Source organism: Haloarcula sp. KBTZ06, assembly GCF_048595605.1.
Classification (GTDB): Archaea; Halobacteriota; Halobacteria; order Halobacteriales; family Haloarculaceae; genus Haloarcula; species Haloarcula hispanica.
In genome coordinates, this window is record NZ_CP184337.1 from 1,533,369 (window position 1) to 1,546,296 (window position 12,928).

The 12,928-nt window shown below is 62.5% G+C and carries 11 protein-coding genes, 1 tRNA gene and 1 pseudogene; 6 read left to right on the forward strand and 7 right to left on the reverse strand.

Going from position 1 to position 12,928, the window contains the following annotated elements; genetic code table 11:
• Positions 1-54: 54 nt before the first annotated feature.
• The 5 genes from ACNO8S_RS07950 to ACNO8S_RS07970 all read right to left on the reverse strand — a co-directional run bounded on the left by ACNO8S_RS07950 (position 55) and on the right by ACNO8S_RS07970 (position 5,366).
• A complete protein-coding gene (locus tag ACNO8S_RS07950) occupies positions 55-234 on the reverse strand; it encodes a DUF7576 family protein (RefSeq protein WP_008308944.1) in 180 nt (59 codons plus the stop codon).
• 139 nt (positions 235-373) lie between these two features.
• A complete protein-coding gene (gene glmU / locus ACNO8S_RS07955; RefSeq protein ID WP_420182771.1) occupies positions 374-1,555 on the reverse strand; it encodes a bifunctional sugar-1-phosphate nucleotidylyltransferase/acetyltransferase in 1,182 nt (393 codons plus the stop codon).
• 110 nt (positions 1,556-1,665) lie between these two features.
• Positions 1,666-2,919 carry a DUF4352 domain-containing protein gene (locus ACNO8S_RS07960; RefSeq protein ID WP_420182772.1) on the reverse strand — a complete coding sequence of 418 codons (1,254 nt, stop codon included), beginning with the start codon at positions 2,917-2,919 and terminating at the stop codon, positions 1,666-1,668.
• A 192-nt stretch (positions 2,920-3,111) separates the two neighbouring features.
• Positions 3,112-3,186, reverse strand: a tRNA-Glu gene (locus ACNO8S_RS07965).
• Positions 3,187-3,401: 215 nt separating this feature from the next.
• Positions 3,402-5,366, reverse strand: a complete 1,965-nt coding sequence (locus tag ACNO8S_RS07970) for a 3-hydroxyacyl-CoA dehydrogenase/enoyl-CoA hydratase family protein (protein ID WP_191449347.1) — start codon at positions 5,364-5,366, stop codon at positions 3,402-3,404.
• Positions 5,367-5,479: 113 nt separating this feature from the next.
• On the opposite strand from ACNO8S_RS07970, the gene ACNO8S_RS07975 reads away from it, so the two are divergent.
• On the forward strand, positions 5,480-6,637 hold the full coding sequence (locus ACNO8S_RS07975; protein WP_064288166.1) for an acyl-CoA dehydrogenase family protein: 1,158 nt from the start codon (positions 5,480-5,482) through the stop codon (positions 6,635-6,637).
• Between the two features lie 11 nt (positions 6,638-6,648).
• Here the strand turns inward: ACNO8S_RS07975 and ACNO8S_RS07980 are convergent.
• Positions 6,649-7,925 (reverse strand): annotated as a pseudogene (locus tag ACNO8S_RS07980) (RNA-guided endonuclease InsQ/TnpB family protein).
• A gap of 410 nt (positions 7,926-8,335) precedes the next feature.
• Between ACNO8S_RS07980 and cysE the strand changes: the two are divergent.
• Together cysE and ACNO8S_RS07990 are read left to right on the forward strand one after the other, a co-directional pair.
• Complete coding sequence (gene cysE / locus ACNO8S_RS07985; protein WP_420182773.1) at positions 8,336-8,893, forward strand: serine O-acetyltransferase; 558 nt, start codon at positions 8,336-8,338, stop codon at positions 8,891-8,893.
• Between the two features lie 45 nt (positions 8,894-8,938).
• Complete coding sequence (locus ACNO8S_RS07990) at positions 8,939-9,550, forward strand: DNA-3-methyladenine glycosylase family protein (protein ID WP_420182774.1); 612 nt, start codon at positions 8,939-8,941, stop codon at positions 9,548-9,550.
• Between the two features lie 30 nt (positions 9,551-9,580).
• Here the strand turns inward: ACNO8S_RS07990 and ACNO8S_RS07995 are convergent, their stop codons facing one another.
• Positions 9,581-10,933, reverse strand: a complete 1,353-nt coding sequence (locus ACNO8S_RS07995) for a RimK family alpha-L-glutamate ligase (protein WP_420182775.1) — start codon at positions 10,931-10,933, stop codon at positions 9,581-9,583.
• A gap of 88 nt (positions 10,934-11,021) precedes the next feature.
• Here ACNO8S_RS07995 and ACNO8S_RS08000 point away from each other — a divergent pair, with 88 nt between their 5' ends.
• From ACNO8S_RS08000 to ACNO8S_RS08010, 3 genes are all read left to right on the forward strand, one after another.
• Complete coding sequence (locus tag ACNO8S_RS08000) at positions 11,022-12,044, forward strand: succinylglutamate desuccinylase/aspartoacylase family protein (RefSeq protein WP_014040513.1); 1,023 nt, start codon at positions 11,022-11,024, stop codon at positions 12,042-12,044.
• A 99-nt stretch (positions 12,045-12,143) separates the two neighbouring features.
• Positions 12,144-12,563 carry a succinate dehydrogenase, cytochrome b556 subunit gene (sdhC, locus tag ACNO8S_RS08005; protein ID WP_420182776.1) on the forward strand — a complete coding sequence of 140 codons (420 nt, stop codon included), beginning with the start codon at positions 12,144-12,146 and terminating at the stop codon, positions 12,561-12,563.
• Positions 12,563-12,928: a succinate dehydrogenase hydrophobic membrane anchor subunit gene (locus ACNO8S_RS08010; RefSeq protein ID WP_008308927.1), complete on the forward strand. Its 366-nt coding sequence runs from the start codon at positions 12,563-12,565 to the stop codon at positions 12,926-12,928. Before sdhC ends, ACNO8S_RS08010 begins: the two co-directional genes overlap by 1 nt.

Here is a 12,928-nt window from a genome sequence, read left to right on the forward strand (position 1 = left end):
GGGTACGCACCCGGAAAGCGGTACACCGTCCGGAAGACAGTTAGAACAGACGTGTTACTGCCACTCTAGTCGGCAGTCCTCGTTGCAAAAGTGGGCGGTTTCGACGCTGCCGTCTTCTATCCATGTGATGACACGGTGTGTCACTTCGTTAGCGATAGCGTCGCCGCAGGTAGCACACTCCGGTGCCTCGTCCTCGTCGATATTCTCGTGGTGATCTGATGTCGGGTCGACCATCTTAGTTGAGAGTGTCTTTCACGCCACTTAATCCCACATACTTGCACTGAACGTCACGAACGTACACGAATGTCGAATCGGTTACAGAAGGCTAGCTACACGTAGTTACCGCAAACAGACGCTCGATAGAAGATGCCCGCTATCGGTCTCGCGTGACGGACTCTCCGGGAGTCGTCGTCGCGTCCGACGAGAGGACGACACCGGCGTTCAGGCTCGTGTTGATAGCCGTCTTCGCGCCGTCGCCTGCGACGACGCCGAACTTCCGCCGCCCCGTCGAGACGCGGTCGCCTTTCACTGTCATCCGGACCGGGTCGCCGTCGTGGCGGAGGTTCGCTACCTGCGTTCCCGCGCCGAAGTTGACCTCGCGCCCGATGACGCTGTCACCGACATAGGAGACGTGGGGCACGTTCGACCCCGCCATTAGCACCGTGTTCTTGAGTTCGACGCCGTGGCCGACGTGGGTATCCTCCCCCAGAAGGGTCGCCCCGCGGACGTAGGCGTTCGGGCCGACGTGTGCGCCCGAGCGGACCAGCGCCGGGCCTTCGATGACAACACCGGGCTCGATGACTGCGCCCTCCTCGACGACGACTTCGCCGCGCAGGTCTGCATCGCCCCGTACCTCGCCGTCGAGTCGTCGGTCCAGTTGCCCGAGTTTCCACTCGTTGGCTTCCAGTAACTCCCAGGGACGACCCACGTCCAGCCAGCGGTCCACCTCGACGGCCGTGACCGTCGACTCCTCGATGACTTTCGCGAGCACGTCTGTGATTTCCCGCTCCCCGCGGTCGCTGAGCGGCACGTCCAGCCAGTCCCGCGCTTCCGCCGGGAAGACGTACGCTCCTGCGTTTGCGAGGTCCGTCGGTGGGTCGTCGGGCTTCTCGACGATGCCGGTGACGGCGTCGCCATCCGTCGACAGCACGCCGTAGCTCGTGGGGTCGTCGACGCGGTAGGCGGCGACCGACGGTGCGGCGTCGAAGAGGCCGCTGAGACTCGCAGCGTCGTAGAGGTTGTCGCCGTTGAGGACTGCGAAGGGACCGTCGAGGTGCTCCCTCGCAGCGGCGACAGCGTCGGCGGTCCCCAGTTGCTCCTCCTGAACGGCGAAGCTGACCGGGACGCCGTTGTACTCGTCGCCGAAGTACGAGCGGACCGCCTCGGCCTCGTAGCCGACGACGAAGATGAGTTCGTCGGCCCCCGCCTGGATTGCCGTGTCGGCGGTGTGTGCCACCAGCGGCCGGTCCGCGACCGGGAGCATCGGCTTCGGTGTGTGGTCTGTCAACGGCCGCATACGCGTCCCCTGGCCTGCCGCGAGTACGACTGCTTGCATGGTCGGTCCGTTGCTCGGGCCCGAAAAATACCTACCGCTGTTGACTCGTTCGGGAGGCGGATTAGCGAGAAGTCACGCTGATTCGGTCGTGGAGAAAGCCCTATCTACACCTATTCCACGGCCTCGAACGTCCACTCTGCCCCGAATGGCGTCGTCCGGTAGTCCCACCGCCTGTCCGCGTCCGGTTCCGTCACCAGTTCGATGGTTCTGGTTTCCCCAGCGGGAATCCGCTGCGTGTAGGGGCCATCAGAGTCAATGTACCACGTATCTGCGGAATAGCCGGCAAGTATGCCTGGTTCCTCGGGCGTCTTGAACTCGAAGATGGACTTGAACATCCCTGCGCTGTCGCCCACGTTCTCGACCTCCATCTCGACTATCGCTTCATCGCCCGTGACGTCCTCCGGCGGAACGTCGATGTTCGCCAGTTCGAACTCGGGGAAGCCACCGGGCGACTGAAGCGGGATTTCGATATCAGCGACTGCACTCCCTTCTGCGAGATTTATGCCGAACGCGAGGTTGTCAATCTTGGCCTTCGGGACAGCGTAAATCAGATGGCCGCTGTAGGTCTGCCCTGGGTTGATGTTCTCCCCGGCTGCGTTCGTCCCGTCACGACCTGCGGCCGACTCGCTCACGAAGCTCGATTCGGGAACGACAAAGTCGTCTTTCGACACCGTCTTCGCCTCGCCAGTTCCGTTCTCGAACGTCACGCTCAGAATCAGGAGGATATTATCTGAGACCGTTTCGCGAATGGCATGGACAGTGTTATCGCCCAAAGCCCGTTCGCCAGAGGGGAGCTCGTAGGCGATCATCTGTTCGTAGGACATATCAGACACTGTGGCCTGAACGCCGCTCGCAAGCTCGATGGTTTCCCCAGTGCTCCCCCGCTTCGGGAGGACCGACACGGTTGACGTGACCGTATCGTCGACGGCGTAGAAGTCCGACGACGGTTCAAACGCCCAAGCACCGGCGTACTCGGCGTCGACACGATAGCTATGCGAGACTTCTTCGCCGGACGCCAGTCCGTCAGCGTTGACGGTGACTGTCTGTGGCTCAGTGTTAGCTGCTTCCGAATGGACGAACTCTATGGTTGCGTTCCCGGATATCGGCTCACCACCGACATTGACGGCAGTCACGTCACCCTCGATGGTGTCACCGAACGCGACCTCCTTTGGCCCATTCACGGAGAGCAGTTTCAGCCGTGCCGGTGCCTCTTGATCTACTTCATACGTTGGTTCCGGCGTTGCTGTCGACTCACTGGTTCCGTCTCCGCCGTCTCCGTCTCCCCCGTCGCTCCCACTACATCCTGCAAGGCTGAGTGCAGCGAGGCTGCTTCCGATCGTACTTACGTATGTTCGCCGTTTCATATACTACTGCCTTCATATACATATATAAATATGTGTTCTTTTACTCATATACTTGTCAAATATTAATACACAGAGCGGCGACACTGCGAAGCTCGGAGGTTGAATTCGCGGCTACGTACGGGCCGGTCAGAATATTGACGCGTCGAACAACGGGCACGGCAGCCGCTCACTGATTTGGTTGCGACAGTAATGTGCTCGGTCAGGGATTTGAACCCTGGTCCTCGGCTCGAAAGGCCAAGATGATTGGCCGGACTACACCAACCGAGCGTACTCAATCGTTCCGGGTGGACCAATTTAACCCCATCGAAATCAACGCTACCTGAGGATGCGTACCACAGACGTACGACTGTTGTGAGTCGGCAGGCTCCAGTAGCGTGTGTCAAAAAGATACGACGTATTCAGCCGGTGGGCGACTGTCCGCTATTACTTGCCTTCGAAGTCCGGCTCACTTCCGTCAGAGCGAAGCTCTGACGACGGTCGCCTCACTTCCCTTCGAAGTTCGGCTCCCCGTCGCCCATGAACGCGTTGATGCCCTCCATCACGTCGTCGGTCCCGATGAGATGACCGAAAGCCTGTGATTCGACTTCGAGGCCGGCATCGATGTCGTCGCGGCCGGCCAGCATCGCGCGCTTGGTGAGTTTCTGTGCGACCGGCGGGCCGGCGGCCATGTCTTTGGCCAGTTCGAGTGCGTGCTCGTGGAGGGCGTCGTTGTCGACGACCTCGTTAATGAAGCCGTATTCGGCCATCTCGTCGGCGTCGTAGCGGTCGCCGGTGAAGATAATCTCCTTGGCGCGGCCTTCGCCGACGATGCGGGCGAGGCGCTGTGTGCCGCCCCACCCCGGCAGGAGGCCGAGGTTGTGTTCGGGCTGGCCCAGTTCGGAGCGCTCCGAGGCCACGCGGAGGTCGGCACAGGTCGCCAGTTCCATCCCGCCGCCCAGCGCGTAGCCGTCGATGCCGGCGACGACCGGCATCGAGCACTCCTCGAGCTTCCCGAAGGTTTGCTGGCCCTTGCGGGAGAGTTCGATGGCGTCCAGCGGCGTCGCGTTCGAGGCCATCGCCTGCACGTCTGCCCCGGCGGAGAACGCTTTGTCGCCGGCCCCGGTCAGCAGGATGGCGCGCACCTCGTCGTCGTCTTCGAGCAGGTCGACGGCGTCGGCGAGGTCGTCCATCAGCTCAGGGCTGACGGTGTTCATCCGGTGTGGGCGGTCGAGTTCGATGTGACCGACCATGTCACCGGGGTACTCGACGGTGACATTATCGAACTCCGCTGGAGCCTCGTCCTCGGTACTGTAAAAGCCACCTTCCGCCGCGGCCTCTCGGAGGCCGTCAGAGACCGCGTAGCGCTCCGCGCCGGTCTCCTCGTGGGTTTCCTCAAGCGTGTCGACGAGCGTCTCGAGACCGGTCTTGTCGGCTATCTTCGCGGGACCGTCCGGGAAGCCGCCGCCGAGCTGGACGGCCTGGTCGATGTCTGCAACGGGGGCCACGTCGTTCTCGACGAGCTTCCCGACCTCGTTTGCCATCACGGCGACGAGGCGGTGCTCGACGTCTTCGCGGCCGGCGTCGGTCGGAATATCGACGCCGCCGTTCTCGTAGTCGTAGAAGCCCTTGCCGGTCTTCTTCCCGAGTTCCTCGTTCTCGACTTTCTCCTCGAGCAGGGGACACGGGGCGTAGGGCTCGCCCAGCACTTCGTGCATATATTCGAGGACGTGGAGGCCGACGTCGTTACCGACCTGATCGGAGAGTTCGAACGACCCCATCGGCAGGCCCATGTCGAACTTCGTCGTCGAGTCGACCTCGGCGATGGTCGCTTCCTCGCCGTGGACGAGCCAGGCGGCCTCGTTCATCAGCGGGACGAGGATGCGGTTGACGATGAACCCCGGCGAGTCCTTGCGGACGCGGACCGGCGTTTTGTCGAAGTCTTCGGCGAGCGCCTCGATGGCGTCCAGCGTCTCGTCGCTGGAGTGTGCACCGGAGATGACTTCGACCAGCTGCATCCGGACCGGCGGATTGAAGAAGTGCATCCCACAGAACTGCTCGGGTCGCTCGGTCACTTCCGACAGTTCCGTGATGGAGAGGCTGGACGTGTTCGTGGCGAAGATGGCGTCTTCGGGCGCGTGTTCTTCGACCTCCGTGTACACGTCCTTCTTGATCTCCATTTTCTCCGGCACGGCTTCGATGACCACGTCGACGTCGCTGACTGCTTCCTCGACATCGACCAGCGGCGTGACGCGGTCAAGCGCCGCATCGGCTTCCTCCTGGGTGAGCTGGTCTCGCTCGGCCAGCTTGTTCAGCGACCATTCGATGTTGTCGTAGCCGTCCTCGACGAACTCGTCTTTGATGTCACGCATCCGCACGTCGTAGCCTGCGATGGCGGCCACTTCGGTGATTCCATGGCCCATGTTCCCGGCACCGAGCACGGCGATAGTGTCAATATCCTCGAAATCCATGACATATCGTTCCACTGCCGGCCGAGGCTTCAACGTTTCTCTCATTAGAAAACCACTCTCCAGTTTATTTCGGATTACAAACCATTAATGCATTTCACGTCAACACACCACATATGGACTTCGAACTGACAGAAGAGCAGCGACAGATACAGGACGAGATCGCCCGGTTCGCCGAAAACGAAATCAAGCCCGTCGCGACCGAGTACGACACGGAAGAGAAGTTCCCTCGAGAGATCGTCGAGAAGGCCGCCGAGATGGGGCTGACAGGCGCGAACATCCCGATGGAGTACGGTGGCGCAGGCTACGACACGCTGACCAACGCTATCATCGCCGAGGAACTGTTCGCGGCCGACCCCGGAATCGGCCTGAGCATCCAGTCGGCCGCCTTCGGTGCTGACGCCCTCATCGGGTTCGGCTCAGAGGCCCAGAAAGAGGAGTACCTGGAGCCTGTGGCAACTGGGGACGCCATCATGGGCGCGGCCATCTCCGAACCAGACACCGGCTCGGACGTGTCGTCGGTGTCGACACAGGCGCGCAAGGAGGGCGACGAGTGGGTCATCAACGGCAACAAGATGTGGATCACCAACGGCTCGGTCGGCGACTACTTCGTCGTGCTCTGTGAGACCGACCCGGACGCGGAGGGGCGGTACAACGGCTTCTCACAGATTCTCGTCGAGTCCGACCGCGATGGGTTCGAGGCCGAGAAGATCACGGGGAAGCTCGGCATCCGTGCGTCGGACACGGCAGAACTCATCCTCAACGACGTGCGCGTCCCCGAGGACAACCTCGTCGGTACGCGCGGGGCCGGCTTCCTCCAGATAATGCAGTTCTTCGACGAGACCCGGACCGGCGTGGCCGCACAGGGCGTCGGTATCGCCCGCGGGGCCGCCGAGCGCGCTCTGGAGTACGCACAGGACCGCGAGCAGTTCGGCCAGTCCATCTCGGAGTTCCAGGCCATCCAGCACAAGCTCGCCGAGATGTTCACCGAAATCGAGGCGGCACGGCAGCTCACGCATAAATCCGCCTGGAGCGTCGACAACGACGCCGACCGGCTCACCGAGTTGGCGTCGATGGCCAAAGAAAAGGCCTCTCGCGTCGCCGTCGAGACGGCCGACGAGGCCGTCCAGATCCACGGCGGCGCTGGTTACGTCAACGACTTCGACGTCGAGCGGTTCTACCGCGACGCAAAGATTACCCAGATCTACGAGGGAACGACCGAGATCCAGAAGAACATCATCGCCCGGGAACTGCTCGGGAAGGGCATGACGTAAACTACCCCACCCTACTTCGCTCGGTCTGACGACCTCGCTTCGTTGAGGGTGGGGCTTTCGCGTGGACTCCCGCTCTGGCCGGAATCTCCGGCAGGAGTCTCATACTCTCCGTTCGCGTTCAATGTCCCGCGATTCAAGCGCACGCCTACGGGTGCGCCTCCACCGTCCCCAGTTTGGTTACGACGGAGATACCGCAAACCGATGTTTTTTGCCGCATTGTAGTCGGCGTGGTTCTCGTAGCCGCATTTCAGGCACACGAACGCCTCGCTGTCGCGGTTGTCCGGGTGGGTGAACCCGCAGTGTGAGCAACGACGTGACGTGTTTTCCGGGTCTACCACTGCCACATCAATGCCGTGCAACTCGGATTTGTATTTGACGTACTCGTACAACCGCTCGAACGCCCACTTGTGGCCCCACGACGCTTCGGGGAGTCGGTCACGGATGCCGCTCAACTCCTCGAAGGCGATGATCGTACACCCGTTCTCGGCGGCTTCTTCGATGATACCGTTGGCAATCCGGTGGAGCATCAGTTTGAACCGGCCCGTTTCCTTCCCTCCGACCGACTGGATATTCTCGTGAGCGGCCCACGTGCCACACTGCTGGAGCGAGCCACGCCGCTCCTCGTACTCGCGCCTCCAGTGGTCGAACTCGTGGCCGCTCCAGAACGTCCCTGTCGAAGTAACAGCGAGTTGGTTCACGCCGAGGTCAACGCCGAGGACTGTCCTGTGCCCGGTCGTCGCCTGTTTCGGCGTGTCAGACTCCACCTCCGCGTTTGTACGGAAATGAAGGAACCACTGGCCGTCTCTGTGGTGCAGTTCTGCGCCCGTCACTTGGTAGTCGTCGCTGTCGAGATACCGACTGTGTGGTGTGTCGCGGTCGGCGGCGGGAAGGAGGTACTCGACTTCGATACGGCCCTCAACGGTCGCCAGCGACACGTACTCGTCGTGGAATGTCGCGCACCGTTTGTCGTACACCACGTCGGACTCGTGAAGTGCGGTTTTCCCGCGTACTCGCCCTGCTTCCAGCGGGCGACGGCGCTCTGTACGGCGTCGGCGGCCTTGTTGCGAGCGTTCTGGACGAGATTCGCGTGCAATCGTGTTTGCTCACGCACGTCGTCGTAGGTTTCTGCCTGCAACTGGGCCTTGCTCGTCGTTTTGTATTCGCCCTGCCATGCGTGGTCTACGACGTAGTTGGCGGCCCACAGAAATTCATCGACGGTTTCGCGGAGAAGTGCGGCGTCGTTGCTGTCCACGTCGAGTTTGACTGAAACAGTGCGCCGCACTTCCATGGCTCAGACGTGTGCTCGGTGTTTTATCAGCGTTGGGGAGAACAGACGGCAACAGTCCGTGGTCTGTGTCCGGGTTGTCGGCTTCCTCTCCGGCCTACTCGTTCGCTTCGCTCACTCCTTGAGGCCGGAGGCTCCGCCTCGAAACTGCATGATTTTTGCCTCGGTCACCGCTTAGTGGCCTGTGGACCTCCCGCTGCTTTCTTTAATTGCTGGTCGAACCACTGCTTTTTAAGCTATCGAGCGTCGTAGTTGTGGTAATCATGGGCGACCGAACTTCACGCCACGTTGCTCGCCCGCTTCGAACCACAGGCAGTCACCGCTTCTCCCGTCGCTGTTGTCGATTCTAATGTCCAGTGCTTCGGCCCGGCCAGCCGTCCCGTCTACAGACGACACCACCCACACTACACACCATGTTTGACCGACTGAAAGCGGATATCCGTACAGCACTCGCAAAGGACCCGGCGGCGACGAGCGCCGTGGAGGTCGCACTCACGTACCCCGGCCTGCACGCGATCTGGGCCTACCGCGTCGCTCACTGGCTCTGGACGAACGACCGGACGCTGGTCGCCAGGCTTATCTCCCACGTCACGCGGTTCCTGACCGGCGTCGAGATACACCCCGCCGCGGAGATCGGCGACCGCGTGTTCATCGACCACGGGATGGGCATCGTCGTCGGCGAGACGGCCGAAATAGGCGACGACGTGCTCCTGTACCACGGTGTGACCCTCGGCGGCACGTCCATGCGCCGCGAAAAGCGCCACCCGACGGTCAGGGACGGCGCGACCATCGGCGCTGATGCCTCGATAATGGGGCCGATCACCGTTGGAGAGAACGCGTCCGTCGGCGCTGGCGCAGTCGTCGTCGATGACGTGACCCCGGAAACGACAGTCGTGGGCAACCCGGCGGAGCCTGTCGGCGCTGCCGGTGTCGCCTCACCAAATCCGGACCCTATCATCGCTGACGGCTAACGGCGACAGATACGTTCTTTTCCGTCGAGTCAGTATCACAGAGCCATGAGTGACTCGCCACATGAGGTGTTACGCGCAGACCCCGATATCGGGCCGCTGGTCCAGACACACGGCGAACTCACGCTCGACCCGGCGTCGGACCTTTTCGAGCGGCTCGTCGTCTCGATTCTCCGCCAGCAGGTGTCGATGGCGTCGGCCGCCGCGACACGGGAGCGACTGTTCGACGCCGTCACCGTGACACCGGCGGGCATCAAAGACGCTGACAACGACCTCCTCCGGGACGCCGGGCTCTCGCGGCAGAAAACCCGCTACGTCAACGAGGTCGCCGATGCGTTTCTGGAACACGGCTACTCGCTGGAAACGTTCGAGGACGCCGCCGACGAGGAGATCCACGAGGAACTGACCGCCATTACGGGTGTCGGCGACTGGACCGCAAATATGCAACTCCTGTTTGCCTTCGGCCGCGAAGACGTGTTCCCGGTCGGCGACCTCGGTATCCGCAAGGGATTCGAGGCCGTCGTCGGCGACGGGTACAGCCGCGCGGAGATGCGGGAGTACGCCGATCGCTGGTCGCCGTATCGGAGCTACGCGAGCCTGTATCTGTGGCGGGCCAGCGAGGATATCGCCGAAAGCGTCGCAGAAGTGCGCGAGGACTGAGACGGCTCGAAAGCTGGTACTAACGCGTCGCTACTCTTCGCTCTGCTCTTCTTCCTCTGTTTCCACGTCTGACTCGTCGTCCGCACGGCGGGTCACGTCGACCTGATAGTGCTTGAGGATGTCCCGACCCAGCAACAGCGGATAGTCCATGTGCCCGCGGTCTTCGACGCTGGCGGTGACGGTGTGCTGGGTCCCGCCGACGCCGACGACGAGGTCGACGACCGGGCGCGAACGACCGGACTTGAGGCTCCCTGATTTGATCTTCACGATGTCGAGAATCGGCCCCGTTCCGATTTCCGCGGCGAGCTTGGCGTCGATACTGGTTCTGGTCGCGCCAGTGTCGGATTTCGCGAGGACGGACTTTGTCCCCTGCGTCCCGGTGACGACAACCTCCTCGATGTAGCCGACGACGACGTTCTCCTGTGCTTTCGGCTGTGGCTTCTTCGGCGTACACGCAGGCTTGGAGTCGTCAAGCCGGTCGGAGAGTCGCTCGACGGTTTCCTCGTCGACGCTTCCGCCGGCCCGCTCGATAGCGAGCTGAGCGATGTAGGGGGCAGGACTGACGCCGCTGGCCTTGAACAGGCCGCGGAACCCGGCGGTGGGGTTCACTTCGAGCACGTAGTAGCCGTCGTCGCTCTGGACGATGTCGACGCCGGCATAGTCTAGACCGATAGCCTCGACCGAGTCGAGCGCGATTTCCCTGACCCGCTCGGGGAGTTCGCCCGTCATATCCTCGACCTCGCCGCCGAGCGCAACGTTCGTCCGCCACTCGCCTTCGGGCGCGTAGCGGTTCATCGCGCCGACGATCCGGTCGCCGACGACGTACACGCGAAGGTCGTGGTGGCGCTGCTCGTCGTGTTCCATGTACTCCTGTAAGAACGCGTAGCGGCCGCCGACCTGGGCGTTGACCTGGTTTTCCAGATCGACCATCCACGTCCCGCCGCCGTGGGTGCCGATAGCCGTCTTGTACACCGCGCGGTCACCGAAGCGGTCCCGTTCCTCGTTCAGCAGGTCGCTCGACAGCGCGAGCAGCGCGTCCGGGACCGGGACGCCGGCGTCGGCCAACGCGGCAGCGCTGGCGAACTTGTGCAGTGCCGTCGTCGCCGCCATCGGCTCGTTCAACGTCGGTGCGAGCCGGCTGATAGTCATCCCGAGCCCGATCCCTTCCGCGGGATGTTCGTCGCTGGAAAGTAGCAGACGGTTCGCGACCACGTCGACACTCGGTTCGAGTGTCATTTCGCCGTCAGCAACGCTGATCGCGGTGTTTTCGGTGCGAAGCCACTCCGTGTCGTAGCCCATCTCGTCGACCGCGTTCAGGATGGCCTTCGACTCCTTGCTGGAGTGGAGGCTGAGAACGCCGACTGTGATATCCTGGTCGCTCATGCTGTCGACTTCTGTCGGCCACAGTATAGATGTACGGATACTCGCTTGTCCCGGAGGGGTTTTAGCCGCCGACTCTCGTTGTGATGGCATGGAAGAGGCCAAGCCGTTCACCTTCGACGGCGGCCGCGTCAAACCGGGGGAAACCCGCAACGTTCGCTACACGGTCAGCGAGACGTATCTGGGGGACGCCGTCCGGATGCCGGTTACCATCGTCAACGGCGAGCGGCCCGGTCCGACAGTGTTTCTCACCGCAGCGGCCCACGGCGACGAACTCAACGGCATCGAGGTCGTCCGGGAGGTGGCCCACGAGTGGAACCACGACGGGCTGGCGGGGACGCTGGTCTGTCTGCCGGTGTTGAACGTCCCGGCGTTTCTGGCACAGGAGCGGTACCTGCCGATCTACGACCGGGACCTGAACCGCTCGTTCCCCGGCGACCCCGAATCGACGAGCGCGAAACGGATGGCCCACGAGATTTTCCGGAACTTCCTGGCCCCGTGTGATGTCGGCCTCGACTTTCACACGTCCACGCGCGGGCGGACGAACATGCTCCACGTCCGGGCGAACATGGACGACCCCGAGGTCGCGCGGGTCGCGAACGCCTTCGCCTCGAACGTCATCATCTCTTCGGAAGGTCCGTCGGGGTCGCTCCGGCGGGAGTTGAGCGATTCGGGCGTCCCGACGATCACGATAGAGATGGGCGAAGCCCACCGGTTCCAGCGGCCGCTCATCGACTCGGCGCTTGATAGTGTTCGGTCGGTGCTGGCGGAGTTCGGCCTGCGGGACTCCGACACCGTCCGGTGGCCGGGCTGGCGGACGGTCATCGACGACAACGGCGAGAAAACCTGGATCCGCGCGGACTCGGGCGGCCTGGTAGACATGCACTACGACCGCGGCGACCTGGTGTACGAAGACGACGTGATATGTACGATCACGAACCCGTTCAAGACGGAGAACACGCTGATGCGTGCGCCGTTTACCGGCCTGCTGGTCGGCGTCCTCGAGAACCCACTGGTGTATCCTGGCAATCCCCTCTGCCATCTGGTCCGACTTGACGACCGGATACAGCGGGCGATCGAGTGGAATCGGCGGACGAACGACGACGATTGGTAACTGCGGAGTAGTCAATTGACGAACGTCTTCGGGCGGGATTCCGGTGATACGCGTCCGTTGTAGAAACTACTATCTGTCCCCGGACTAACCCCCCAGTGTATGAGTCAGTCTTACAATCGCGGCACCGTCGAGGACTTCGGACGGTGGCGGGAGTTCACGGCCGGGATGTGGGCCTGGATCTTCCACAAGTTCACCGGCTGGGTTCTCGTGGGCTACCTGTTCACCCACATCGCGGTGCTGAGCACTTCGGTCGGCGTCGATCCGGCGAGCGCGCAGGCAGGCAGCGACCTCTACACCAGCACGATCAGCGGCCTCGAATCGCTGCTTATCGTCCGGTTCCTCGAAGTCGGTCTGCTGGCCGTCGCCGTCTTCCACATCCTCAACGGCATCCGATTGCTGATGGTTGACCTGGGTGTGGGGCTGGAATCGCAAGACAAGAGCTTCTACGCGTCGCTCCTGCTGACGGGCGCTATCGTCGTCGCCAGCGTGCCGACGTTCCTCGGGGGGAAGCTAGCCTGATGGCTGAACACTACTCCTCCTTCGACCGTGGCGGGCGTCGCTGGCTGTTCCAGCGGCTGACGGCAGTGTTCCTCGTCGGCGTGCTCGCGTTCCACTTCATGCTGTTGCACTTCGTGAACCACGCCGCCGACCTCACCTTCCTGGGTACGCAGGCCCGAATGAACCGACCCTGGTATCTCATCACGATGTGGCTGTTCCTCGTCACCGCCACGTTCCACGGCGTCAACGGCGTGTACAACGCGCTGGTCAACCAGGGACTCACCGGCTCCCGGAAGAACGCAGTCAAATACCTGCTCGGCATCGCCGGCATCCTGCTCATCGTGCAGGGGACCCGCGTGTCGCTGGCCATGACAACCCTCGTCTGA